We start from the raw sequence: 25,544 nt of genomic DNA on the forward strand, positions 1-25,544 counted from the left end.
TTTTGGGATGCGCTAAGCGGGAACGGCTGCAGGACAGGAGACGGGCGTGGATCATTTTCTTTATCGCGAAGGGGCGTTGTGGGCCGAGGATGTGCCGGTCAAGGAAATTGCCGCGCAAGTGGGCACGCCGTTTTACCTTTACTCAACAGCAACGCTAACCCGGCATTTCCATCTCTTTGATGAGGCTTTGGATTGGGGCCCGCATTTGGTGTGCTACGCAATGAAAGCCGCCAGCAATCAGGCGATTTTGCGCACTCTGGCCGCCGAAGGCGCGGGGATGGACGTGGTTTCGGGTGGCGAATTGGCCCGTGCTCTGGCCGCTGGTGTTCCGGGGGATCGGATCGTTTTTTCCGGTGTTGGCAAGACCGGTGATGAAATCCGCGCAGCGCTTGAGGCGCAGATTCGCCAGTTCAACGTCGAGAGCGAACCCGAAATGGCGGTGATTTCTGAGATCGCAACGTCGATGGGGGTTGAAGCCAAGATCGCCGTTCGGGTGAACCCGGATGTTGACGCCAAAACCCATGCCAAAATCGCCACCGGTAAAAGCGAAAACAAATTCGGCATTCCAATTGCCCGCGCGCGCGAGGTTTACGCCCATGCCGCCGCTTTGCCCGGTATCAAAGTTGTTGGCATTGACGTGCATATCGGCAGCCAGCTGACTCAGCTTGAGCCGTTTGAGCTTGCCTATACCAAGGTTGCGGAATTGACCGAAGCTTTGCGCGCCGATGGGCATGAGATCAGCCGATTGGATTTGGGTGGCGGCCTTGGCATTCCCTATGCCCGCAGCAACGAAGCACCGCCCTTGCCGACCGATTATGGCAAGCTGATCCAGCGCACTGTTGGCCATTTGGGCTGTGAGATCGAGATTGAACCGGGGCGTTTGATCGCAGGCAACGCCGGGATTTTGGTGTCCAAGGTGATTTATCTGAAAAATGGCGAAGGGCGAGATTTCTTAATTTTGGACGGGGCGATGAATGATTTGATCCGTCCGGCGATGTATGAAGCCCACCACGACATTGTTCCGGTGATCGAGCCGCAGGTTGGGCTTGAGCCGCAACCCTATGATATTGTTGGACCTGTTTGCGAATCCGGCGATACATTTGCCAAACAACGCCTGATGCCGCCGCTTGCCGCCGGTGATTTGGTCGCATTCCGCAGTGCCGGTGCCTATGGCGCGGTAATGGCGAGCGAGTACAACACCCGCCCGCTTATTCCCGAGGTTTTGGTGAATGGCGATCAATTCGCGGTTATCCGCCCAAGGCCCACCTTTGACGAAATGATAAATCGCGATACCATTCCTGAATGGTTGTGAGGCACTTTCCTCGCAAGATACCGCGCGAGGAATGGTATGGCCCGTCAAAATGACCCGGAACTAAGCCGCACAATCCGCTGGCCTTTGGCACTAACCCATGCGGGTTTGGTGGCCGAACGGGTGGTGAGGGCGTGGTGGCCGCTTTGGTCGGTGGTTTTTGTGGTGCTGGCGATGTTGATGCTTGGCCTACAGGATTTGGTCGCGGTTGAATGGGTTTGGGCGGTTGGTGTCGGTTTGACGGCGCTGTTTATTTGGGCGCTGTGGCGTGGAGTGCGCGTTTCCAAGTGGCCCAGCCGGGACGAGGCGTTGCTGCGGTTGGACGGATCGCTCAAAGGCAACCCAATTCAGGCGGCGCTCGACAGTCCGGCGATTGGTGCCGGTGATGCGGCGTCGATGGCGGTGTGGAACGCGCATCAAGCCCGGATGCGCGCGCGTTTGAAAGATGCAAAGCCAGTTGAACCGGACTTGCGGGTTTCCAAGGCCGACCCTTATGCCTTGCGGTTTGTCGCGCTATTGGCTTTGTCTGTCGCGTTTTTGTTTGGCTCCTTTGTGCGGGTGCAATCGGTCACGAACATGGGGGTTGGCGGGCCGGAATTGGCGCAGGGACCAAGCTGGGAAGGTTGGATGTCACCCCCCGGTTACACACGTCTCCCAACCGTTTATCTAAATGATATCACAGCGGAAAATCTGGACGTGCCCGAAGGCGCGTTGATAACCTTGCGCATGTACGGAGAGGTCGGCGCGCTGTCTTTGGATGAAAGCGTGTCGGGGTTGCCCCGAACGCCCGAACAGGCCCAGGATACCGCGCAAGATTTCGAAGTCGCCCAAGCCGGACGTTTGGCAATTGATGGTCCAAACGGACGGGCGTGGCAGATCGCCATGATCCCAGATGCCGCCCCGCGGATTGAGCGCGATGGCGAGATTGAGGTCGCCTATGACGGTGCGGCCCAAATCCCCTTTAAGGCGCAGGATGATTTTGGCATCGAGGCCGGGCAAGCGCGGCTTGTTCTGGCTTTGGACGAGGTTGACCGACGCTATGGCCGCGCGCTGGAACCTGAGTTTCAAGAAGTGATCAAAGTCCCGCTGCCGATGCCGCTGGCCGGGAGCCGCGCCGATTTCAAAGAAGCGCTGGGCGGAAATTTTTCATTGCATCCATGGGCCAACCTGCCGGTTCGCCTTGAGATGAGCGTCACGGATGGGCGCGGCCAAACGGCACGCACCGAACCCGAGTTGATTACGCTACCCGGTCGTCGGTTCTTTGATCCGATGGCCAAGGCAGTGATCGAACAACGCCAAGCGTTGCTGTGGAACCGGGACAATGTTGATACGATTTCGCAATTGCTGCGCGCGATGTCCAACCGCCCGGATGAGATTTTCCGCAAACCGGAGCCCCGCAAGACCTTGAGCGAGATTTTGGCGAAACTTGAGGCCTTGGACGGCATAAGCGATGAACAGCAAGGCGAACTGGCACAGGCGCTTTGGGATCTTGCGGTTGAGTTGGAAGAGGGGGATCTTCAGGACGCGTTGGAGCGATTACAGCGCGCGCAAGAGCGGCTTGAAGAGGCGATGAAAAATGGCGCGTCGGACCAAGAAATCGCGGAGTTGATGCAGGAATTGCGCGAGGCGACACAGGATTACATGCGCGAATTGGCGCGCCAGAACCGGCAAAATGAGGAGCCGGGCGAGCCTGCGGACCCAGAGAATACCATCGAAATGTCGCAAGATGATTTGCAACGCATGATGGATCGTATTCAGGAGTTGATGGAACAAGGCCGGATGGCGGAAGCCATGGAAGCCTTGCAGCAGCTTCAGGAAATGATGGAAAACATGCAGGTCACCCAAGGGGAAGGTGGTCAATCGCCGGGTGAACAGGCGATGGATCAACTGTCGGATACGCTGCGTGAGCAACAGGAGTTGTCGGACGAGGCATTCCGCGACTTGCAGGAGCAATTTAACCCGTCGCAACGCCAAGATGGCCAGCAACCCAGCCAGCAAGAGGGTGATCCGGGCGCGGAGCCGGGGGATCAGCAACCGGGGCAGGGTGAGGCGCGGGAACGCGGCGATGGTCAGGGCCAAGGCGAACAGGGTTTGGAGCAAAGCCTTGCCGATCGCCAACAAGCCTTACGCGATGAGTTAAACCGCCAGCGCCGCAATTTGCCCGGTCAGGGGACGGAGGCGGGTGAACGCTCGGCTCAATCGCTTGAGGATGCGGACAACGCTATGGACGGGGCCGAAGAGGCCTTGCGGGATGGTGACTTGGCCGAGGCAATCGACCAGCAATCAGAAGCGATGGAAGCCCTTCGTGATGGGATGCGCGCGCTGGGCGAAGCGATGGCGCAACAGCGTGCAGAGCAGCAGGGCCAACAGGGGTTTGCCGAAGGTGGTGAGCCGGGAGAGCAACGTGATCCACTGGGGCGTAGTCAGGGCAATTCCGGTCGGTCTGATACGGATGAAGGGCTTTTGAAGGGTGAAGATGTTTATCGCCGGGCCGAAGAGCTTTTGGATGAAATCCGCCGTCGGTCAAGCGAGGCAGATCGCCCCGAGATCGAAAAGAACTATTTGGATCGTTTGTTAGAGCGGTTTTAGTGGCTTTCGCTAAAACCTAGTCGGTGGGGTCGACTTTGCCACGCAGTGTTTTAACCTCACCACGGGCTTTTTTGCCCGCCAGCCGGCGCTTTTTTGACCCGAGTGTTGGGCGCGTTGGAATGCGTCGTTTGGGTTTGTGAAGCGCTTTCTGGATCAATTCGACAAGCCGTTGGCGGGCGATTTCACGGTTGCGCGCCTGAGATCGCGTTTCCTCGACCTGAAGGATCAAGGCACCTTCGTTTGTCCAACGGCGACCGGCCAATTTGCGCAATCGTGTTTTCACCGGAGCAGGCAAATTGGGCGAGCGTTCCGCCTCAAAGCGGAGCTCGACAGCGGTGGACACTTTGTTGACATTCTGCCCGCCGGGGCCGCTTGAACGAACAAATTGTTCGGTCAGTTCCCAATCTTCGATGGCGATGTCGTCGTTCACTTGCAGCATCAGATCCCCCGATATTGGCTGCGGTTTTTATCAGAAAGCTAAAAGGGCCGCCCGTGGGACGACCCTTCGAGAATACGGAGGCGGGGCCGGTTAGGCTGCTCGCCAATTTGATAGGCAGTTGCCCGGAGTTACCCTAGAGCTCAGCCTCTCGAATTGTCCCTACACCCTTCTCCAATGGTTCTCTAATCACTGGATCACCTCCTTTCAGCTGTTAAAACGCGATGAGGTCAGCCTATCTGAAACGTGTTTCAAATTTGTTGCCTCAACATGATGTTGCCATGACATGGCAAAACCACAAAGTGTTTTCTTTGCTTCAAGCGGTAGTATTTACGGCCCCTGCCCGCGAAACGATCATTCGGAACGGAATGAGCGCGATCAGGGCAAGGCTCAGTTTGACCATCCAATCGGCCACCGCCAGCGACGCCCAAAGTGGCGCAACCGGACCCGCACCCAACATTGGGATCGCTTCGTTGGCCCAGCTGACGTCATTGCCGGGTTCCAAAAACACCAGTTGAGACGAGAATGCGATAGTGAAGAAAATCGCCGTATCAAGCGACGAGCCGACCAAAGTTGAGGCCAGCGGCGCACGCCACCACGCGCCACTACGCAGACGATCAAATATCGCAACGTCCATCAGTTGCGCGGTCAAGAAGGCAAGACCAGAGCCAAGAGCGATACGCAATGTCACGGCGGGGAAGGTGTAGCCATCACCCTGCAACATGATCTGGGTGCCGATTAGCGAACAGATGACGCCGACAATAAACCCAACAAAGACAACTTTGCGAGCGGCTTGGGCGCCATAGATGCGGTTCATCAGGTCAGTGACCAAAAAGGCGAGCGGATAGGTAAACGCGCCCCAAGTCAGCCATTGGCCAAACAGGAATTGGACGAGAATGTTGGAAGCCAGAACAATGGCCGCCATGGCAAGGATGCCAGGAATATGCGTGCGTGTCATGTATGGACCCGTTTTTGCAAGGTTGCGGGGACTTGGCCCGAGTCATTTCGGACAGGCGGCGTTTAACGACTGCGGCGCATTGGCGCAAGTGTTTAGTTTTTGAGCACCCGATATTCGACGAACTCGGTGCGTTGCAGTTTGCGGAAATTATCATCCGAAACCATGGTCAAGCGAATATGGCCAGACGCGTCGCGCCAAACTGACAAGCCTTCGAGATTGTCGTGACGCCAAACAGTTGTTTCTAAAAGTGTTTCTTCGGATTTAACTTGGGTATTGGAGAGGGAAAAGCGGCGCACACGCGAGCGGAACCCAATCCCCGTGAATTCACGTTCCAAAAGGTAGAGCATGCCGTCCGGCCCGAAATCGGCCCCAACGGGCAAAAAACCCCCGTCGCGTCGCAGTGAAAAGGGGGTGGTCCATCGCTTGCCGCTATAGCGCCAAACCGGAAAAGGCCGGGTGAGTTTACCAGAGCGTTCTGGAATCGCGAATAATTGCCCCTTGGAATCAATCGCCAGAGCTTCGAGCCCTGAATTGTCCTGAAATCCGTGAAATGCGGTTGGGGTCGGGACGCGGAAGGCCCGTTTGTGATTGGTGTAAGACCTGACGCGATGGTTTCTCTCAAAAGAGACGAAAATCCGCCCATCCGCCCCAATGGCTAAGCCTTCGGAATCCGTTCGTCGGCCTTTTAGAACACGGCCTTTGGGGTCTTTTAGGCGGATGGGTGTTAGGGTTGAAATGCCGGTAATGCGTGTGCCGTTTCGTTTGAATGATCCTGTGAAAAGCGCGGCCTGATCGTTGATTACAGTGAAGTCGCGGCCATTGGCCGAGAGTTCAAGGCCAGAGAAACCGCCGTGATTCTGGGACGAGCTTGCCCAAGTGTAGCTTCCGACAAACTGAACCTTGACCTTGCGCGGCGATGCCGCCGGGGCCGCAAGGGTCCAGACCGACAATATCGCCACCACCAAGGCGGCGATACTTCGCAGTGATTTGTTTTTCATTTATTTGGCGGCCAAAACACCGACACAGGCGTTGGGCAAATCACCCATCGTCAATTCGCGGCGCGGTTTTGGTTTTGGGGCGTTTGGATCGCGCGGCTTGGGTGGGGGTGGATTCAGAATGCGGTCAACCCAGCCCTGCGCCTCGGCGCAGCCATCCCCCTTGGGAATCGGGTTTTGGTTCACGCAACCTTTCATCCCTTTGGGGCAATTCAGGCGCACATGGAAGTGATAGTGATGCCCCCACCATGGCCGAACTTTGCGGAGCCAAGCGCGATCGCCCTTTTCATCATTGCACATTTTGACTTTGGCACCGGGGAAAATGAAAATGCGGGCGACGCGTGGATCACTCGCCGCGGCCTTGAGGATTTCGTGATGCGAGCGGGTCCAATTGTTGTTTGTATAAGCCCCAGACGAGCGGCGCATAGAGATCGACGAGATGTTTTCGCGATCTTTCACCGACAGGTTCAAGTTATCCGCCGGCCGGAGCCAAATATCGGCGTCTAGCCCAATCTGGTGGCTGCGGTGACCGGTGAGCATGGGCCCACCGCGCGGCTGGCTAAAGTCGCCAAAATAAAGACCGTCCCAACCCGGTTGTTTCGCGGCCTTGCGGCTTAGGTCTTTGGCGTAGTCAAGCAAAACAGGATGGCCCCAATTGCGGTTTCGCGATAGGCGCATGGCCTGCCACGTTGGGCCGGTTTCCGCCAATTGTTCGCCGCCTGCCAAACAGCCTTTGGCATAGCTCCCGAAGGGGGCCGAGGATTGATCGCTGGCGGTTGCTTTGGCCCCAAACAGCTGTTTGGCCTGTTTGGTCGACAGGATTGGGTCAATGCTGCGTTCCACCGGGGTTGTCCGTGCAGAGTTTTTCCGGCTTTTGCCGCGCTCCCCCCCACAGGCCGAGAGGCTCGCTATTAAGGTCACCAAAATCAATGCTCGAAACATACCAATCAATCTCCGTCCGCGTTAACCCAGCGTAGCAGAACCAACCCGATTACGAAAAGCCCGATAAGCGGAGTGATGCCGAGAGATTGGGAGCCGGTCAGGGAGGTGACGATGGCAATCGACAGAGGCGCAAGGAATGAAGTTGCCTTGCCCGACAGAGCATAGAGACCAAAAGCTTCGGTCATGCGCTCCGGGTCTGCTTGGCGAACCATCATCGTGCGGGACGCCGATTGGATCACACCGCCGGCGGCCCCAATACAAGCGCCAAAGATATAAAACGCGATATTGGGGAGGTTTGACCCTTCGGGGAGTGCGACGCCAAACAGGCTATCGGGGCGGATCATCACGATGCCAATACCAACCCCCATGAGAATCCAAACACAGGTTTTGATAACAGGTTTCGGGCCGAAACGGTCATCCAAATGGCCACCGATCTTGGCAAATATCGCCCCGGCTAGGATCGCCAAGATGCCAAAAACGCCAACATCAACAACGGACCAGCCCAAGACCCCGGCAGCATAGATACCGCCAAAGGTGTACATGCCATTGAGGGCATCGCGATAAAACATCGATGAGCCAAGATAGGCAAAGCGCGACGGGTGGTTGGGCAGGGAAGTGACGGTTTTCCAAAGCTGGCGCAGGGCCTTGCCAACGGCACCTTTGGGCGCGGTATGTTGGCGTGGATCACGCACCCACAGGAAAAACGGCACCATGAATATGATGAACCAGATGGCCGTTAACGGACCAACGGCGCGGGTGCCTTCGCGATTTTCGGGATTGAGACCAAAGAGAGGGTCAAGGCCGATTATGGTTTTGCCGGTTGTTTTGCTTTCGGCAAAGAATACCAGCATGGTCACCAAGGCAATCAAGCCACCGACATAGCCAAACGCCCAGCCATTGCCGGAAATGCGGCCGATTTCTTCTTTTGGGCCAAGATCGGGAAGCATCGAGTTGGTGAAAATCGTGGCGAATTCCATGCCGATCAGGCCGATGGCAAAGAAGAACAGGGTGCCATACAGGTTGAACTCATTCGGATCGGCGAACCAAAGCATCGAAGAGCCAAGCACATACAGAACCGAAAAGCCCCAGATAAACCGCAATCGGTTGCCACCGGTATCCGCAATCGCCCCAAGGATCGGCGCGAGAAGGGCAATGACGATACCCGCAGCGGCAATACCATACCCCCACGCGGCTTGCGCCGCGGTTCCATCGCCCATCAAATCTTTGACATAGGGGCCAAAAATGAAGGTCAGCAACAAGGTGTTATAAGGTTGAGAGGCCCAATCGAAAAAGAACCAGCCCCATATGCGTTTGCGTAGTGATGTGTCTTCCATGTGGTCTAGATGCCCCCGCCCATTTGCAGGCATAGAATCCTGTTCGGGGGGCAGTAGCAAGGATTACCTAGGTGGCGGCGGTTTTTACCGGCGGCCAAGGGCGCATATCCTCGGCCTCTTTCCACTTTTGCACCCATTCCGGTAGATCGGGCGACGTCGCGCCGGGTTTGAGCAGATCCATCATGTTTTGCGGGTCCACAATGCCGGTTTTTTCGGTGAGCGCCATGCGCAACACAACGTGGCTTGAACATTCGCCGTCGGTCTTCCAACTGCTTTGATCCATGTAGAAAAACCGTTTGTCCCATCCCAACATCCGGGTGCGCATTTCGAATGTCTCAAACATGCGAACGCGACGGCGATAGCGGATCACCGATCCGGCAACAGTCATGCCCCATGTGTTGTCTTTCATCGGCCCATACATGCCGGCGCGATCCCCGGCGGGCAGGCGGCCCAAATCGTATAGGGTTAGCGTCCGGCCATTGTTCAGCTCCATCCACAGATCAATATCCCAGGGCCAGCACATATGGTGAGACACATGCGTATCTAAAATGTCCATCTTGGGGGCCTTGCGGCTAAGAAGAAGGCCTTTGGTCATTCTGATAAAGGGATACATTGCGCGCTCCTGAACTATTCGGTTCAGGTGGCGCAGCTTTCACCGAACGTCAACCACGACCTCGCGGCAAACTTGCGCTTTTGTGTTCGGGTGCTTAGGTGTTGGTCGATCCATTCAACGAGGCCCCCTGATGCAGTCGCTATATCAAATTCTGATGCTTTTACTGGACATCGCTTGGTTCTTTATCATCGCGCATGTGATTATGAGCTGGCTGATCAATTTCCAGGTGCTCAATCTGCGCCAACCTCTGGTTGCCCAGATCTGGGACGGGCTAAACCGTATTCTTGAACCGCTATATTCCAAATTGCGCCAAATCCTACCGCCTATGGGTGGTTTGGACCTTGCCCCACTGGTTGCGCTCATTGGCTTGATGATCATTCGGATTGTTCTGGCGAATAACGCCGGGCTGTTTTTCGGATACTAAACCGGAGCGTTGGGGCGAACCGCCGCCTATTCGAAACGGATTGATGGCACCACGGGTTAATCCTGTGGTGTTTATGCCATTGGGGCTTGATTCACCGAATCTTAGTATGAGAATGTCGGGATAAGAGCAGATATAGTATAATCCCGCAGGATCACCCATGCCACGTGACGACACCGTGCCCAGCGAGGCGCTGTTGAAAGATGTCTTTGGCTTTGACGCCTTTCGCCCCGGTCAGGGCGAGATTGTAGAGGCCGTGGCACGGGGTGAAAACGTGTTGGCGATCATGCCAACCGGTGGCGGAAAATCGCTTTGTTTCCAACTGCCCGCCTTGATGCGCCACGGTGTAACCGTGGTGATTTCCCCATTGATTGCCCTGATGCGCGATCAGGTCCGCGGTTTGCGAGAGGCCGGGGTGGCCGCCGGGGCGCTAACCTCGGGCAATACCCAAGAAGAGACCGATGCGGTTTGGGACATGCTGCACAGCGGCGAGTTGAAATTGCTCTATCTGGCACCTGAGCGGTTGGCCAACTCGGGCACGCAACGGATGCTGGCCCAAGCGGGCATTTCATTGATCGCCGTAGACGAAGCCCATTGCGTGAGCCAATGGGGCCATGATTTTCGACCTGATTACCTGCGCATCGGTGAATTGCGTCGGGCACTAGACGTGCCACTGGCGGCCTTTACCGCCACCGCCGATAGCGAAACCCAACAGGAAATTGTGACCCGGCTATTCGACGGAAACGCGCCGCAAAGTTTCTTGCGTGGGTTTGATCGGCCCAATATCCATCTGGCTTTTCAGCCCAAAGACAGCCCACGCAAACAGATTCTAAACTTTGCTGCCGCCCGCAAGGGGCAATCCGGCATTGTCTATTGTGGCACGCGGGCACGGACCGAAACGCTTTCCCGCGCCTTGGCGGAACAAGGGCACAGCACGTGTTTTTACCATGGCGGGATGGAGGCCGAGGATCGTCGCGCCGTTGAAACACGTTTTGCACGCGAAGACGGCTTGATCGTTGTTGCGACTGTGGCCTTTGGCATGGGGGTCGACAAACCGGATATCCGCTGGGTGGCGCATTCTGACCTGCCCAAAAGCATCGAGGCCTATTATCAAGAAATTGGCCGCGCCGGGCGTGACGGCGCACCGGCGGAAACATTGACCTTGTTTGGTCCAGATGACATTCGCCTGCGCCGCAGCCAGATCGACGAAGGTTTGGCCCCACCTGAACGGCGCGACGCGGATCACGGGCGGTTAAACGCCTTGCTAGGTTTGGCCGAGGCCCAGGGATGTCGGCGTCGGGTTTTGTTAGGCTATTTCGGAGAAGAGGCGGACCCCTGCGGCAATTGCGATCTATGCGATACCCCGCCAGAGGTGTTTGATGGAACCGAAGCCGTTCGCAAGGCGTTGTCGGCGGCCCTGCGGACCGGTGAAAGCTTTGGTGCCGGTCATCTGATCGATATTTTGCTTGGCAATACAACCGATAAGGTGCTGTCGCGCGGCCATGAAACCTTGCCGACCTTTGGGGTGGGCAAAGATTTGACCAAGGGCCAATGGCAGGCCGTGTTTCGCCAAATGATGGGTCATGATCTTATGCGCCCCGATGCAGAACGCCATGGTGCTTTGGTCATGACAGAAGCGGCGCGCCCGATCTTGCGGGGTGAAGAAAACATCCAGCTGCGCAAGGATATGATCCGAAAAGCCTCGGAACGTCGCCCCGCGATCAAGACCTTGGTAAGTGATGAGGATGCACCGCTTTTGTCGGCGCTCAAAGCCAAGCGCCGCGCATTGGCCGAAGCCGCCCGCGCGCCCGCCTATGTGATTTTCCCCGACCGTACTTTGATCGAAATAGCTGAAAACCGGCCTTCGACATTGGATCAGATGGCGCGGATTAGCGGCGTTGGCGCGAAAAAGCTTGAACGCTATGGAACGGCTTTTCTAGAGGTTGTGACAGGCGCCGTAGAAACGCTTCACCCAACACGCCGTAAATTGGCAGGGAGCAATGCCGGGTCGGTTTATGATGCGTTGATGGAGGCGCAGGTGCAATTGGCGCGGGGCGAAGACGGGACCGGAAAATACCTGTCCTGTACCAACGCCACATTGGCCAAAATCGCGAAGATGCGTCCAAACAGCCTCTCTGCGATCGAGGCGATGCCGGGTATGGGTGAGCAAAAGGCAGAACGCTTTGGCCCCGCCTTTCTCGACGTTTTGAATACTGCCGATTAGGCGCTTAGTGCGACGCACCCGACCGTGGCACGCAGGCCAGTTTCCCGCTGACATAGGTCAGGTATTTGTACGGGTCTTTGCATTTCAAATACGAATAATGCCCATGCTGATAGGCGGTATAGGGTTCAAAGCAGTTGTCCTTGTCGCAACCGCGATCCCAAGGGTAGGGATGGGATGTGTCCTGCCAAGCAGACGCGGATGAAGTTGCTGCAACAATTGCAAAAGGGGCCAGCGTGGCCAGTCGTAAAATCGACATGGGTTTTCTCCAAAAGACTTCAAAAAGTGCCCCAAGGGTAACGCATCATCGCGATTCGGAGAACGCTGGCAAAAATGCTCGTACTTTTTCGCGGCGCTGGACCTTTGGCAGGTCGTGGACTAAATCAAGAACAAAGCAAGGGAGAGTGCGCATGTTGGTGGTGATTTCACCGGCCAAACGGCTGGATTGGACAGAGCGTCAGGTCGAGATGACCGAACCGGTTATGACGGCCGATGCCAATCGGTTGGCCAAGACGATGCGCAATCTGACCTTAGGGGACCTCAAGGGGTTGATGGATCTGAGTGACGATCTGGCACGGTTAAACCGCGACCGGTTCCGCGCCTTTTCGGAAGCCCCAGAGGGTGAAGATATCCGTCCTGCGGCCTTGGCGTTTGCTGGGGATACCTATTTGGGCCTCGAAGCCGCGTCGCTTGATGGTGCGGAATTGGAATGGGCGCAGGATCATTTGCGCATTTTGTCAGGTCTTTATGGGGTGTTACGCCCATTGGACGCAATGCAGGCCTATCGATTGGAAATGGGCTCTCGGCTGAAAACGCGACGGGGCAAGACCCTTTACGACTATTGGCGGGATCAGATTTCAAACGAGCTGCGCACGCAGGCGGACAAGATCGGAGCGGATGTATTGGTCAATTGTGCGAGCCAAGAGTATTTTGGTGCGGTGCCGCTCAAGCCATTGAAACTGCGAGTTGTCACACCGCAATTTATGGAAGACAAAAACGGCACGCCGAAGATTGTCAGCTTTTTTGCCAAACGCGCCCGTGGGGCCATGGCGCGGTTTATTGTACAAAACCGCTTGGTCGATGCTGATGCAATTACCGGATTTGATGTTGGTGGGTATGAATACCGCCCGGATTTGTCAGAGGTCGATAAGCCGGTTTTTGTTCGGCGCCCTGAAGCAGGGTAACCGGCGTCAATCGCCGCGTTGGGCCAGAATGATCTTGGTGTAATAGGCGATTTTTTCGGCCAGATGAGCTTTGCGCAACGGCTTGGTGAGATAGTCATCAAGCCCAGCTTCTAGGATGCTTTCTTTGTCGCCGCTCATGGCGTGGGCGGTAACGGCAACAATTGGCACCGGGTCGTCTTCCGCCTCTAGGCGGCGAATTTCTCGGGTGGCTTGCTTGCCGTCCATCTGAGGCATCGAAATGTCCATAAAAATAAGGTCTGGTCGCTGTTTTTGATACTCTTCAACAGCCTCAAGCCCGTTGTTGGCAAAGCGCAGTTCAACGTTGAACCCGGCAGCCATTTTCTTGAAAACAAGCTGATTGGTTTTGTTGTCTTCTGCGACAATGACATCAAGAATGATTTCGGGTTGGCTCGTTTCAGTTGGTTTTTGTTGGGGCTTGTCGGATTCGGGTACCTTTTCAGCACGCTGAGCCGGACCCACTTTTTCCAGAGTGCTAAAGAGCATGCGTCGGGGAACTGGTTTTTGCAAAACCGCATGAATGCCCTTGGCTTCATCGGCTTTGACCTGACCGGGGTTATCAGACAGGACAATAACGGGAATTCGGTGACCGGCCCCTTTGAGATGCGCGACAAGTTCTTCGGCGTCCATGTCTGGAAGTTCTTGCTCCAAAATCATCAAATCTGGTGGGTTGATCATCTTGTCGATCACTTCAGATCCCGTTTTGCAATACTCGGTTTTGAGCCCTAAAACCTCGAGCTGCTTGGACATGATTGTGCGGTTGGCGCTGTGGTCATCAACGACAAGCACGCGCTTGAGGTAGTCTGGTAGTTTGGCCGTTTCAAAAACAACGGGTTCTTCCGCAGGAAGGATCACGCGCAAACCAAAGCAGCTGCCTTTGCCAAGTTCGGATTCCGCCCAAACTTCGCCCCCCATCAGTTCGACCAATCGACGTGTGATGGCAAGACCAAGGCCCGTGCCTTCGAACTTGCGATTGCGTTCATCTTCGACCTGATTGAACTCGCCGAAAACGTGATCAACCTTGTCCGGAGGAATGCCAATCCCGGTATCCTCAATCGTGAGGTGAATTGCGGTTTCACCCTCGTCATCACCAACCCCAACAACACGAACAAGAACATGCCCTTCGACGGTGAATTTGACCGCATTGCCAAGCAGGTTTGTCAGGATTTGACGGAAGCGGCCGACATCGCCGATAAACCGCGTCGATAGGAACATGTCATAGTCGACCAGCAAAGCGATGTCTTTGTCGCGCGCCGTCGGTTGCAACAACATCACAACTTCATGAATTGCGCGTTCCAAATCAAAGGGTTCAGGATGGAGAACAAGCTTTTCCGCCTCGATTTTGGAATAATCGAGAATGTCGTTGATGATAACCAACAGCGCCTCGCCAGAGCTGCGAATTGTATCAACATAAAGCCGCTGTTCCTCACAAAGCTCGGTTTCCATCATAAGATCGGCCATGCCGACGACGCCGTTCATGGGGGTCCGGATTTCGTGGCTCATGTTGGCAAGAAAGGCAGATTTGGCACGGTTCGCGGCCTCGGCCCGATTCATCGCCTCCTTTAGGCGCTGCTGATCTTCTTTGATCTGCGTGACATCAATACGAAGTCCAACGCGGCCACCATCACTGGTTTCACTTTCATAGACCCGAATCCAACGGCCATCTTCGAGACGCTGTTCGATTTGCGATCGGGCTGCACGATGGGTTTTGAGACGTTCCTCAATCCACTCTTCCTCCCGCCCCAAAGCCTCGGTGTATTGACCGCGTTCCAACCCATAGCGAAGAATGTCTTCAAATGATGTGCCGGGTTCCATGGCCGGGGCCGAAGCCTGATAGATTTGTTTGTAAGGCTCATTGCACATTAGAAGCCGGTCTTCCGGGTCGTACATCACGAACCCATCGGGCAGCTCTTCAACGGCTGACCACATACGGGCAAGTTCGGTGATGTCGATGGCAAGGCTGACGACACCACCATCGGGCAATCTTTTGTCTTGGATTTTAATGAAACGCCCGTTCCATAGGCGAATTGTTTGGGCCGGGATGGGGTGTTCTTCCCATCGGGCCAGCATGCGATCCCGCCACGCGACGGCTGATTCGCCCTGAAGGTCGACAAGCCCCTCTTGGGAGAGGACTTCAAGCACATCAAGGTAACTTGCGCCGATGCCAATGTCGTCGATTCCATCAAAGACCGCCAGATAAGCCTCATTAGCCAGTTCAATGCTGCCATTGGGGTCAAAGAGCGCAAAGCCGTCCTGAATGGATTTCAGCGCCTTCCATAACTGGTCGGTTACAACCTCAATACGCTGTGTGGCTTCGCCCAATTCGTGCACGACACGCTGGTGGCGTTGCCGGACCTGAGCCACCTCAGTCCGGGTTTCTTTGATCTCATTGCTCAGCTGTTTGGCGTGCTTCCCTAAACGGCGGTTCGCCTCAAACAGCTCAGCTTGTTTGAGGTCTAGCAAGCGTTCCGCTGCCAACCGCGCGCGTCGTTCCTCGGCCAGACGTGAGGCCAAACTCATTCCATATCCTCCTGCGTGCAGGGCACTGTTGCGCGCAGGGGGTGAAGATCAGTTTAAAATGCCAGCCTTGTCCGAATCCAAGGGGCGTGGCAGCATGAAGGTATTGACCGAAAAGGAGCATTTTTCATGCGACGTTTTGTGCTGGCCTTGATTGTGGCTGTTCTCGGTTCTCCGATGGCTCATTCTGCATTTGCCCAAAGTGGTGACGATGGGGCCATGCCCGAGCGGCGGCTGATTGTAACCCGCGATGTGGATTTCTTTGGATCTGACCTACAATCGCTTTTTGATACGACGTTGGATGCCTGCCAAAAGCTGTGTTTGGACAACCCTGATTGCCAGGCTTTTACGTTTAACTCCCGGTCAAATTCCTGTTTTCCCAAAACCGAGGTGACAGACCGTCAAGCCTACGAAGGGGCTTTGTCGGCTTTGGTTCGTAACACGACGCCCGATATTTTGGCCCGCGCAGCTGAGCGCCGCTTGGATTTGGGGTTCTTGAACGACATTGATCTAGAACGTGCCAAATCCGAAGCGGCGGCATTGGGTTCGCGTCATTCCGGCGGCCAATGGAGCCCGCGCGCCCTTTTGGATGCGGCGGAAAACAGCGCAAATTCCGGCAAGTTGCGAGATGCTGTTCATTGGGCGGCGGCGGCCGTAGCACAAACCGATACGGCACAAGATTGGCTGCACTACGGCCAGCTTTCGGCGCGTTACGCCACTGAGGTCAAAGGATCGGATCAGCGTAAATACAATCAGCGCGCCTATTTTGCAGCGATCAACGCCTATTTGCGCGGCGAAAACGCCACGGAATTGATGGATGCGCTTCATGATATGGCTTTGGTGTTAGAGACGTTGGGACGCGGGCGCGACATGATCCCGGCGCTACGTTTGGCTGAATTTTACGGCACGCGGTATGATGTGACCGCATTGTTGGACAAAGCGATTGGCAAATATGGGTTCCGTATTCGGGAACACACCGTCGAAGCCGATAGCGCCGACCCGCGTATTTGCGTTGAGTTTTCGGAAAAGCTGGTCCGGGCGGGGGTTGATTATAGCCCCTATGTCCGTCTTCCCGATCCGCGGATGGCGGTGACGGCGGATGATCAACGTATTTGCGTTTCCGGGCTGCAACACGGGGGGCGCTATACGCTGACCTTCCGATCTGGTTTGCCGGCAGACAATGGCGAAAGCCTCATCCGCAACACCGATATCACCGCCTATGTCCGCGATCGCACACCAAAGGTTGGCTTTACGGGGCGGGCCTATGTTTTGCCGCGCTCTGCTGATGCTGGCTTACCGATCGAAACCGTCAATCTGGCCGAAGTTGATCTCGTCTTGCGACGCGTGTCGGATCGCAATTTGCTACGCGCCATTCAAGACAGCTATTTCGGTAAACCCCTGTCAAAATGGGAAGAACAGCATTTCAGCCGTGACATTGCCGAAGAGATTTGGCGCGGCAAAGGTGAGGTTGAAAACCAGCTGAACGCCGATATCACCACCCGCCTTCCGATGGGTGATGTTGTTGGTGATTTGCCTGCGGGGGTCTATGCCCTGACGGCTGCGGTTCCCGGCAAGGATGAGTTCGCCGACGGCCGTGCGACGCAATGGTTTTTGCTTTCGGATATTGGCCTGACCACTCTGCAAGGCAACGATGGCCTGACTGTATTTGCCCGAGGTCTAGGAGACGCAAGCCCGCTTGAAGGGGTCGAGGTGGCTCTCATGTCATCGGCCAACCGCGTTTTGGCGACGGTTTTGTCGGATGCGAACGGTATGGCGCATTTTGCTCCGGGTCTGTTGCGCGGCAAGGGCGGCACCAAAGCCGCTTTGGTGACTGCCAAGCGCGGTGATGAGGATTTGGCCTTTCTATCCCTGACCGACCCGGCGTTTGACCTGTCAGATCGAGGTGTCGAAGGGCGGGATCCCTCCGGCCCCATTGATGCGTTTATGACCACGGATCGCGGGGCTTATCGCGCCGGTGAGGTGATTTATGTCACCACACTGTTACGTGATGACAATGCATCGGCGATTGAAAACCTGCCGCTGACGGCGGTTTTGACCCGGCCTGATGGTGTCGAGTATTCGCGCCACATTTCCGATGGTGGGACCGGTGGGGGGCATGTCTATACGCTGCCTCTTGCCCTATCTGTTCCACGCGGCACATGGCAGATTGCGGTTTATTCGGACCCGGACGCCAGCGCCGTAGCCAAAACCAGTGTCTTGGTTGAGGATTTTGTACCCGAGCGGATCGATTTCGATCTGACTCTGCCGGATGGGGCGATCAATCCGCTTGATCCGCCGAAACTTGCGGTCGACGCACGGTATTTGTTCGGGGCCGTTGGGGCAGATTTACCAATCGAAGGTGAGGTGCAGCTATCAAGCCAGACGACCCTCAAGGATTACCCGCGTTATCGGTTTGGTCGTCACGACGACGGGCGCATTGTGCGCACCAACAGTTTTGCAGCCAATTTGGTTACCGATGCGGTGGGTAAAGCGTCTTTGGACCTGCCATTGCCCGATGTTGATGCAAAAGGGCGGCCAATGACGGCACGGGCAACTCTGCGACTCTCCGAAGCCTCGGGCCGCCCGGTTGAGCGCGAGATTTCGCGCGCCGTGCTGCCGACTACACCGATGATCGGCATCCGCCCGGCCTTTGACGATGAATTGCCCGAAGGGGCCAAGGCCATGTTTGACGTTGTTGCGCTTGGCCCGGATTTGACCCCGCAGGTGATGGAAGTCAGCTGGCAGGTCAACCGGGTGCGCACGCGCTACCAATGGTATCAACAATACGGCAATTGGCATTGGGAGCCGATCACCACGCGCAAAACGGTTGCACGCGGCACGGGCCTTTTGGGGCAGGAGCCGATGCAGCTAAGCGCCGATGTCGATTGGGGCCAATATGAGGTTGTGGTCGAACGTACAGACGGCAGCTATGTCGCGGCCTCAATGGATTTCTATGCCGGTTGGTATGGGGCGGCGGACACAACGGATACGCCCGACATGTTAGAGCTATCGCTCGACAAACCCGCGTATAAACCCGGTGAAACAGCGCGTCTTCGCATGGCCCCCCGCTATGCTGGCAAAGCTTTGGTCACTGTTTTGTCGGATCGGGTGATTTCCATGCAGGCGGTTGATGTGTCCGAAGGCGAGACAACACTGGACCTAGCCGTCACCGACGATTGGGGCGCGGGCGTGTATGTCACCGCCCAGGTCATTCGCCCGATGGATGTTGTCGCCGGTCAAAATCCGGCGCGCGCGCTGGGCCTTGCCCATGCCTCGGTTGATCCGGGGGCGCGCAAGTTGGATGTCTCCTTTGACGTGGCAGAAGAGGTTGCCCCGCGCGGGCCACTGTCGGCGATTGTGCAAATTGACGGGCTGAATGACGGCGACACCGCGCATGTGACGGTCGCGGCGGTTGATCTCGGCATTTTGAACCTGACGGGATTTCAATCGCCCGATCCGGCGGGCCACTATTTCGGCCAACGTCGCTTGGGTGTCGAAATTCGCGACATTTACGGGCGTTTGATTGATGGGATGAATGGCGCGATGGGGGCGGTGCGATCGGGGGGGGATTATGCCGCCGGGATGCGGATGCAAAGCCCGCCACCAACCGAAGACCTCGTCGCCTTTTTCACCGGTCCAGTACGCGTTAATGCCGAAGGCAAAGCCGAGATAAGTTTTGACATGCCGGATTTCAACGGCACTGTACGTTTGATGGCGGTGGCGTGGTCCGACAAAGGTGTTGGGCAGGCCGAAGCCGATGTTTTGGTGCGTGATCCGGTGGTGATGAGCGCGTCTCTGCCGCGCTTCCTTGCCCCCGGCGACACATCGCGCCTGCATCTTGAACTTACCCATGTCAAAGGCGCTACGGGCGAGATGCCGCTTGCCTTTTCGGCGACGGGTGTGGCGCTGGACACGACGATCGTCCCCGCAAATGTCGTGTTAAAGGAAGGCGGCAAGCTGGCCTTTGACCTGCCCATTCGGGCGGATTTGGTTGGGGATCACAAGATCGATATCGCTTTGACGACCCCTGATGGCGCGACGTTAACGAAAACTCTGGCCTTGGGCGTGCGCTCAAATGATCCGGCGATCGGTGCGACCCGGCGTTTGTCATTGGCGTCCGGTCAAACCTTTACGTTGAATCGCGATGTGTTCTCCGGCTTGCGGATGGAAAGCGCCTCGGCGCTGGTTTCGGCCGGGCCTTTGGCGCGTTTTGATGCACCCGGTTTGCTGGCCTCGTTGGATCGCTATCCTTATGGCTGTACGGAGCAGGTGACATCGCAAGCGCTGCCCTTGCTCTATATGAGTTCCATTGCCGAACCTCTTGGCCTAGGCGACACGGATCGCATCTCGCTACGGATCAAACAATCGATCACTCGGGTTCTGACACGGCAAGCACCCAATGGAGCCTTTGGGCTTTGGGGCGCGTATTCCGGTGATTTTTGGCTGGATGCCTATGTGACCGACTTCCTTGGTCGTGCACGTGCTGCTGGCTATGATGTGCCTGCGCTGGCATGGCGCAACGCCTTGGATAACTTACGCAATCGTATTGCTTATGCTCCTGATTTTGACAAAGGCGGAGAAGATATCGCCTATGCCTTGATGGTACTCGCCCGCGAGGGCGAAGCCGCAATGGGAGACCTACGCTATTACGCGGATGAACGTGCAACCGCTTTTGCCACGCCCTTGGCCCGAGCCCAGCTTGGCGCTGCCTTGGCGTCGTATGGGGATCAAAAACGCGCTGATCTGATGTTTGCCAGTGCGGCGGGGCTAATCCCGGAGCAGGTCTGGGGCAAAGAGCGGATTTATCGCGCCGACTATGGCAGCGCGGTGCGCGACGCGGCCGGGGTATTGTCGCTTGCAGTCGAAGCCCGCAGCGATGCCGTTGATCGCAATGCATTGACCGGGCGGATTGCCGATGTGAACCGTCCGCTTTCAACGCAAGAGCAGAGTTGGACGCTGCTTGCTGCGCATGCGATGGTTCAGGACCCAACGGTTTCCGGTCTAAACGTCGATGGTGCCCCCTTGTCTGGCCCCTTTGTACGCCGGATTGATGGGGCGCATTTGGACCCGATGGAGATCACCAACACCTCTGATCGTCCAACCGACATTACGTTAACAACGCTTGGTATTCCGGAGGGTGCGGTTGATGCGACGGGATATGGCTATGGCATCACGCGTGAGTATTACTCGATGGAGGGTGATAGGATTGACGGCGATATCCATGCCGGTGACCGCTTGGTCGCGGTTCTGACGGTGCGCCCGGCCGACAAAACCAATGCTCGGTTGATGATCAATGATCCGCTGCCCGCCGGGTTTGAAATCGACAATCCCAATCTTTTGCGAGCCGGAGATTTGCGCGGCCTAGACTGGTTAAAGCCATCCCAAACGGAGCATTCCGAGTTCCGGTCGGATCGGTTCTTGGCGGCTGTTAACCAATCAGGCGACAATACGATCCAATTGGCCTATATCCTCAGGGCCGTCTCACCGGGTGAATTCCATCATCCAGCGGCCTTGGTCGAGGATATGTATCGCCCGGATTACCGTTCCAACACTGCGTCTGCTCGGGTTGTGATATTGCCCTGATGCGCTGGTTGGTATCACTGGTCGTCTTGCTTTGGAGCGTCGCGTTGGTGCGGGACCAACTGGATGCCTATGTCGACGCGACCGAATTGCCGGTGTTGGTGCATGTAACTTCGCCCGAAGTCCGTGACCGCAATGGCGTTTTGCTACGGGCCTATATGATTGATGGCGGGTTGTGGCGGATGGAGCTGTCGCCGGACCAAGTTGACCCGCTGTTTTACAAGATGCTGGTCGCCTATGAGGACAAACGGTTTTACCAGCACCAGGGAGTCGACGCGGTGGCCACGGCTCGCGCCTTTGGTCAAGCAGTGCGTCATGGCCGTATTGTGTCGGGGGCGTCGACCTTGACAATGCAGGTTGCGCGTCTGCTTGAGGATGGGTCGACCGGAAAATGGGCCGGGAAGCTTCGCCAGATGCGCTTGGCGCTGGCACTTGAGCGGCGATTAAGCAAACAGGAGATTTTGGCGCTTTACCTGCGAATTGCGCCGTATGGTGGTAATATCGAAGGGCTGCGCGCCGCGTCTTTGGCGTGGTTGGGGAAGGAACCAACGCGCCTCACCCCGGCCGAGGCCGCTCTTCTTGTTTCGCTTCCACAAGCTCCCGAAAGCCGCCGCCCAGATCGTCATCCCGAGGCGGCAAAATTGGCGCGGGATCGGGTTTTGATGCGGATGCAGGGGGCCGGGGTAATCGACATGGAGGCCGCTTTGGCCGGCCAAGGCGATCCGGCACCGATTGCTCGTCAGCCAGTGCCGCAATTGGCCCCACATATGGCGGATCGTGCCGTCGCGCTTGGGCCCGGGCGGCATGACTTAACCCTCGATGCAGAGGTGCAGCGCAGCCTTGAAACAATGGTGGCCCAGCACATGTCCGGGCGTGATCCGCGTCTGTCGATGGCAATTGTTCTGGCCGATCATCACACAGGTGAGATTTTGGCCTCGGTCGGATCACCGCAGTATGCCGAAACACAAGGCCAGGGGTTTGTTGACATGACCCAAGCGATCCGTTCGCCCGGATCGACATTGAAGCCATTGGTGTATGGGCTGGCATTTGATCGCGGTTTGGCGCATCCTGAGACCTTGATCCTCGACACCCCGGTGCAGTTCGGGCGCTACGCTCCGCAAAATTTTGACGGCCTTTTTCGCGGCGAATTGTCGGTGCGCAAGGCGTTGCAATTGTCGCTAAATATTCCTGTGGTCCGCCTGACCGAAGCCTTGGGACCCGCGCATGTTATGGCCGCGTTAAAGCGCGCGAATGTTGAGGCGCAAATGCAAGGAGGTGCGCCGGGATTGGCGCTTAGCCTTGGTGGTGTTGGTGTCACTTTACAGGATATGGTGCAGCTTTACGCGGCTATCGCACGCGGTGGCGATGCGGTGCCCCTGCGATGGAACCGTGATGTCGACGAGCAGGCCCCGCAGCCTGTTTTATCCGGTACAGCGGCCTGGCAGATTGGGAATATTTTGGCGGGGTTAAGCCCGCCGCCCACAGCGGGGCCCGCAGGTCGTGTTGCCTATAAAACCGGAACATCTTACGGCCATCGGGATGCTTGGGCGCTGGGCTGGGATGGGCAATTTGTGGCTGGCGTCTGGATCGGTCGGCCTGATGGTACTCCGGTTCCGGGGGCCTTTGGCGGATCAGACGCCGCGCCGGTTTTGTTTCAGGCCCTGGAGCGCGCGCGGATGACCCCTGTACCCTTGGCCCCGCCACCGCCCGAAACGCTATTGATCTCTCGGGCACAGCTTCCCGTTACGTTGCAGAGGTTTGGGCCGCGCGAAAAGGCCCCTGCCTTGCAGGTGACATTTCCACCTGATGGAGCGCGCTTGGCATTGGAGGCCGGGGGCATACCCGTCAAGATACGCGGTGGCGTCCCGCCATACTCCTTGTTGGTCGACGGAGCTGTGTCGGCATCAGGATTGCGCCGCGCGGAATTTTTTGCACCGGTTCAGGGGCGGGGATTTTCGACGCTTTCGGTCATTGATGCGCTTGGAAATTCTGGTCGGGTGTCGATCGAACTGCGTTGAAACCGCAAGCTTCGGATCGCTCAGAAAGGCACCAATGGCTTATTCCCTAGGTCCAAAGGGAGACATGTAATGACAATCTACAATGGGTTAACCGAAGATCAAGCACGCCACTATCAACAGGGCGGGGCAGATGCCTATGGGTTGAAACCGGAACGCGTGATTGCAGAAGGGAGCGGCAACCCGTGTCGTCATTGTTTGAAACCGGTTCGCGAAGGGCAAGGCATGTTGATCTTGGCCCACCGCCCGTTTGGCGCATTGCAACCCTACGCCGAGACAGGTCCGATATTTTTGTGCGCCGAGGCATGTGAGGGCTATTCGGGTAATGGGGTGCCTGAGGTTTTGACCTTGTCGCCGCAGTATTTGATCAAAGCCTATACGTCAGATGAGCGGATTTTGTATGGTACGGGTGAGGTTGTTGCGCAAGCAGAGGTGGAGATTGCAATTTTCGCGCGTCTAAACAGGGCAGATGTGGCGTTTGTCGATGTACGTTCGGCCCGCAACAATTGTTGGTTGGCACGGGCCTATAGGGACGGGGGTGTCGCTGGCTCGTAACCGAGCCTCGCCCCACCCACCGTCCCGCCGATGTTACGTGCGTTCAATCGCCAAGGCGATGCCCTGACCGCCGCCGATGCACATAGTGATCAAGGCTTTGGAACCACCAATCCGCTCCAGTTCATACAACGCCTTGACAGTGATGATGGCACCGGTCGCCCCGACAGGGTGACCCAACGCAATGGCCCCACCATTTGGGTTAACCTTTGACGGATCAAGCCCAAGGCCCTTGTTCACTGCAAGCGCTTGGCTAGCAAAGGCTTCGTTGCTTTCGATCACATCGAAATCGGACGCAGTTAGCCCAGTGCGCTTGAGCAGGTTTTCCACAGCTGGGATCGGGCCAATGCCCATGACTTCTGGGCGCACACCGGCGTGTGCATAGCCGATAATACGGGCGCGGGGTTTCAGGCCAGCGGCATCCGCCGCACTTGCCCGCGCCAACACCAGTGCCGCAGCCCCATCGTTGATGCCGGAGGCGTTCCCTGCGGTGACAGTGCCATCTTTTTGGAAAACGGTGCGCAACCCACCCAGAACATCAAGCGTCGTAGCCTTTGGGTGCTCGTCTGTGTCAAAGGCAACCATCTCACGCTTGCGTTTCACCTCAACCGGAACGATCTGATCTTTGAAATGTCCGGCCTCTATTGCCGCCGCAGCGCGGTTTTGGCTTTCCAGTGCAAAGGCATCTTGTTGATCTCGGGTGATGTCATGTTCCGCCGCAACGTTTTCCGCCGTCACACCCATGTGACCGGTGCCAAAGGGGCAGTTCAAAGCACCCAGCATCATGTCGAGCGTTTTGATATCCCCCATTTTGGCTCCCCAACGTTGGCTTGGCACGATGTAGGGGCTACGCGACATGTTTTCCGCGCCACCAACCAAGGCGAAATCCGCATCCCCCAGCATCAAAGATTGAGCGCCTGAAATGATCGCCTGAACGCCCGAGCCACATAGTCGGTTCACGTTCATTGCGGGGACAACATCCGGCACACCGGCCTGTATTGCCGCGACACGCGACAGATACATGTCGCGGGGTTCGGTGTTGATGATGTGACCAAAAACGGTTTGTCCGATCTGTTCGGCGTCAACTCCGGCGCGCTCTATCGCCGCTTTGGCCACCGTTGCCCCGAGATCAATCGGGGTTGTGTTGGCCAAGCTACCGCCGAACGTTCCAATTGCGGTACGCACACCGCTTAAAATGACGATATCGTCGCTCATGTCTGTCCTCCTCACAGGTTTGCAGCAACTATGCGTGCTGCGCCGCGGCATGTCAGCCACAACGTCCCGTCACGAATCCTTAGGGGTAAATGGAATTTTGAAGTAGGCTGACACTCTATTCATAAAAGGATACTGAGATGAGCGTTTCTCTTCAGGTGCTGTACCCCATCGGTGTCGGCACAACATTCGACTACGAGTATTATTTTTCAAAACATATGCAGCTGGTTGGCGAACATATGGGTCCACATATCGATAAGACTCTCGTTACAAAAGGGATCGCAGGGGGGCCTGATACGGCTGCTGGCTATTACGCGATTGCGTCAATTGTCTTTGCCGATCAGGGTAAGATGGACGCTGCAATGCAAGCGGCAGGTCCGGTGATGGAAGACATCCCAAAATTTACAAATGTGCAACCTGATATCCTGATCGGGGAGGTCGCGGGATAGCTAATTTTCGTTAGTAACGGGTACCATCGTATTTGTCGCGACCATAGGCCGTTTTCACCGAGTGGGGTTTGGTTCCAACAGATGGTTTTAAAAGCTGCAACAATTCGCGCCACACCGATGGTTTTCCGGGAGAAGGTACTCCGTTAGTGCGTGCTCCGCGCTGTGGAACATGTGGCCCCGGCGATACATCATAGGGGCG

At 56.6% G+C, this 25,544-nt stretch carries 18 protein-coding genes; 9 read left to right on the forward strand and 9 right to left on the reverse strand.

Annotated features, from left to right (window positions below):
* The first annotated feature begins 46 nt into the window (after nt 1-46).
* Both lysA and AC5EFR_RS10090 read left to right on the forward strand, forming a co-directional pair.
* The gene (lysA, locus tag AC5EFR_RS10085) at nt 47-1,312 is read left to right on the forward strand and encodes a diaminopimelate decarboxylase (protein ID WP_493575700.1); all 1,266 of its coding nucleotides are present in this window, start codon (nt 47-49) and stop codon (nt 1,310-1,312) included.
* 36 nt (nt 1,313-1,348) lie between these two features.
* Nucleotides 1,349-3,898, forward strand: a complete 2,550-nt coding sequence (locus AC5EFR_RS10090) for a TIGR02302 family protein (protein ID WP_493575701.1) — start codon at nt 1,349-1,351, stop codon at nt 3,896-3,898.
* A gap of 16 nt (nt 3,899-3,914) precedes the next feature.
* On the opposite strand, the gene arfB is transcribed toward AC5EFR_RS10090, so the two are convergent.
* From arfB to AC5EFR_RS10120, 6 genes are all read right to left on the reverse strand, one after another.
* Entirely contained in the window at nt 3,915-4,337 is a 423-nt protein-coding gene (arfB, locus tag AC5EFR_RS10095) for an alternative ribosome rescue aminoacyl-tRNA hydrolase ArfB (RefSeq protein WP_493575702.1), read from the reverse strand.
* Between the two features lie 313 nt (nt 4,338-4,650).
* Nucleotides 4,651-5,292 carry a queuosine precursor transporter gene (locus tag AC5EFR_RS10100; protein ID WP_493575703.1) on the reverse strand — a complete coding sequence of 214 codons (642 nt, stop codon included), beginning with the start codon at nt 5,290-5,292 and terminating at the stop codon, nt 4,651-4,653.
* Between the two features lie 92 nt (nt 5,293-5,384).
* Nucleotides 5,385-6,290, reverse strand: coding sequence for an esterase-like activity of phytase family protein (locus tag AC5EFR_RS10105; RefSeq protein ID WP_493575704.1), 906 nt, complete (start codon nt 6,288-6,290; stop codon nt 5,385-5,387).
* Nucleotides 6,291-7,229: a penicillin-insensitive murein endopeptidase gene (mepA, locus tag AC5EFR_RS10110; protein ID WP_493575705.1), complete on the reverse strand. Its 939-nt coding sequence runs from the start codon at nt 7,227-7,229 to the stop codon at nt 6,291-6,293.
* Between the two features lie 5 nt (nt 7,230-7,234).
* Complete coding sequence (locus tag AC5EFR_RS10115; protein ID WP_493575706.1) at nt 7,235-8,563, reverse strand: MFS transporter; 1,329 nt, start codon at nt 8,561-8,563, stop codon at nt 7,235-7,237.
* A gap of 67 nt (nt 8,564-8,630) precedes the next feature.
* Entirely contained in the window at nt 8,631-9,176 is a 546-nt protein-coding gene (locus tag AC5EFR_RS10120; protein WP_493575707.1) for an acyl-CoA thioesterase, read from the reverse strand.
* Between the two features lie 130 nt (nt 9,177-9,306).
* On the opposite strand from AC5EFR_RS10120, the gene AC5EFR_RS10125 reads away from it, so the two are divergent.
* Both AC5EFR_RS10125 and recQ read left to right on the forward strand, forming a co-directional pair.
* On the forward strand, nt 9,307-9,600 hold the full coding sequence (locus AC5EFR_RS10125; RefSeq protein WP_493575708.1) for a YggT family protein: 294 nt from the start codon (nt 9,307-9,309) through the stop codon (nt 9,598-9,600).
* A 157-nt stretch (nt 9,601-9,757) separates the two neighbouring features.
* Nucleotides 9,758-11,821 carry a DNA helicase RecQ gene (gene recQ / locus AC5EFR_RS10130; protein WP_493575709.1) on the forward strand — a complete coding sequence of 688 codons (2,064 nt, stop codon included), beginning with the start codon at nt 9,758-9,760 and terminating at the stop codon, nt 11,819-11,821.
* A 4-nt stretch (nt 11,822-11,825) separates the two neighbouring features.
* Here recQ and AC5EFR_RS10135 read toward each other — a convergent pair whose 3' ends face one another.
* Nucleotides 11,826-12,077: a hypothetical protein gene (locus tag AC5EFR_RS10135; RefSeq protein ID WP_493575710.1), complete on the reverse strand. Its 252-nt coding sequence runs from the start codon at nt 12,075-12,077 to the stop codon at nt 11,826-11,828.
* Between the two features lie 151 nt (nt 12,078-12,228).
* On the opposite strand from AC5EFR_RS10135, the gene yaaA reads away from it, so the two are divergent.
* Nucleotides 12,229-13,002 carry a peroxide stress protein YaaA gene (gene yaaA, locus AC5EFR_RS10140; RefSeq protein WP_493575711.1) on the forward strand — a complete coding sequence of 258 codons (774 nt, stop codon included), beginning with the start codon at nt 12,229-12,231 and terminating at the stop codon, nt 13,000-13,002.
* A 6-nt stretch (nt 13,003-13,008) separates the two neighbouring features.
* On the opposite strand, the gene AC5EFR_RS10145 is transcribed toward yaaA, so the two are convergent.
* Nucleotides 13,009-15,540 carry a response regulator gene (locus AC5EFR_RS10145; RefSeq protein ID WP_493575712.1) on the reverse strand — a complete coding sequence of 844 codons (2,532 nt, stop codon included), beginning with the start codon at nt 15,538-15,540 and terminating at the stop codon, nt 13,009-13,011.
* A gap of 126 nt (nt 15,541-15,666) precedes the next feature.
* On the opposite strand from AC5EFR_RS10145, the gene AC5EFR_RS10150 reads away from it, so the two are divergent.
* From AC5EFR_RS10150 to AC5EFR_RS10160, 3 genes are all read left to right on the forward strand, one after another.
* On the forward strand, nt 15,667-21,120 hold the full coding sequence (locus tag AC5EFR_RS10150) for an alpha-2-macroglobulin family protein (protein WP_493575713.1): 5,454 nt from the start codon (nt 15,667-15,669) through the stop codon (nt 21,118-21,120).
* A complete protein-coding gene (pbpC, locus tag AC5EFR_RS10155) occupies nt 21,120-23,135 on the forward strand; it encodes a penicillin-binding protein 1C (RefSeq protein WP_493575714.1) in 2,016 nt (671 codons plus the stop codon). Before AC5EFR_RS10150 ends, pbpC begins: the two co-directional genes overlap by 1 nt.
* A 69-nt stretch (nt 23,136-23,204) precedes the next feature.
* Complete coding sequence (locus AC5EFR_RS10160) at nt 23,205-23,687, forward strand: DUF1203 domain-containing protein (RefSeq protein ID WP_493575715.1); 483 nt, start codon at nt 23,205-23,207, stop codon at nt 23,685-23,687.
* A 33-nt stretch (nt 23,688-23,720) separates the two neighbouring features.
* On the opposite strand, the gene AC5EFR_RS10165 is transcribed toward AC5EFR_RS10160, so the two are convergent.
* Nucleotides 23,721-24,899, reverse strand: a complete 1,179-nt coding sequence (locus tag AC5EFR_RS10165) for an acetyl-CoA C-acyltransferase family protein (RefSeq protein WP_493575716.1) — start codon at nt 24,897-24,899, stop codon at nt 23,721-23,723.
* Between the two features lie 137 nt (nt 24,900-25,036).
* Between AC5EFR_RS10165 and AC5EFR_RS10170 the strand changes: the two genes are divergently transcribed.
* Nucleotides 25,037-25,345: an EthD family reductase gene (locus tag AC5EFR_RS10170; RefSeq protein ID WP_493575717.1), complete on the forward strand. Its 309-nt coding sequence runs from the start codon at nt 25,037-25,039 to the stop codon at nt 25,343-25,345.
* Nucleotides 25,346-25,544 lie beyond the last annotated feature (199 nt).

The organism is Pelagimonas sp., assembly GCF_058892305.1.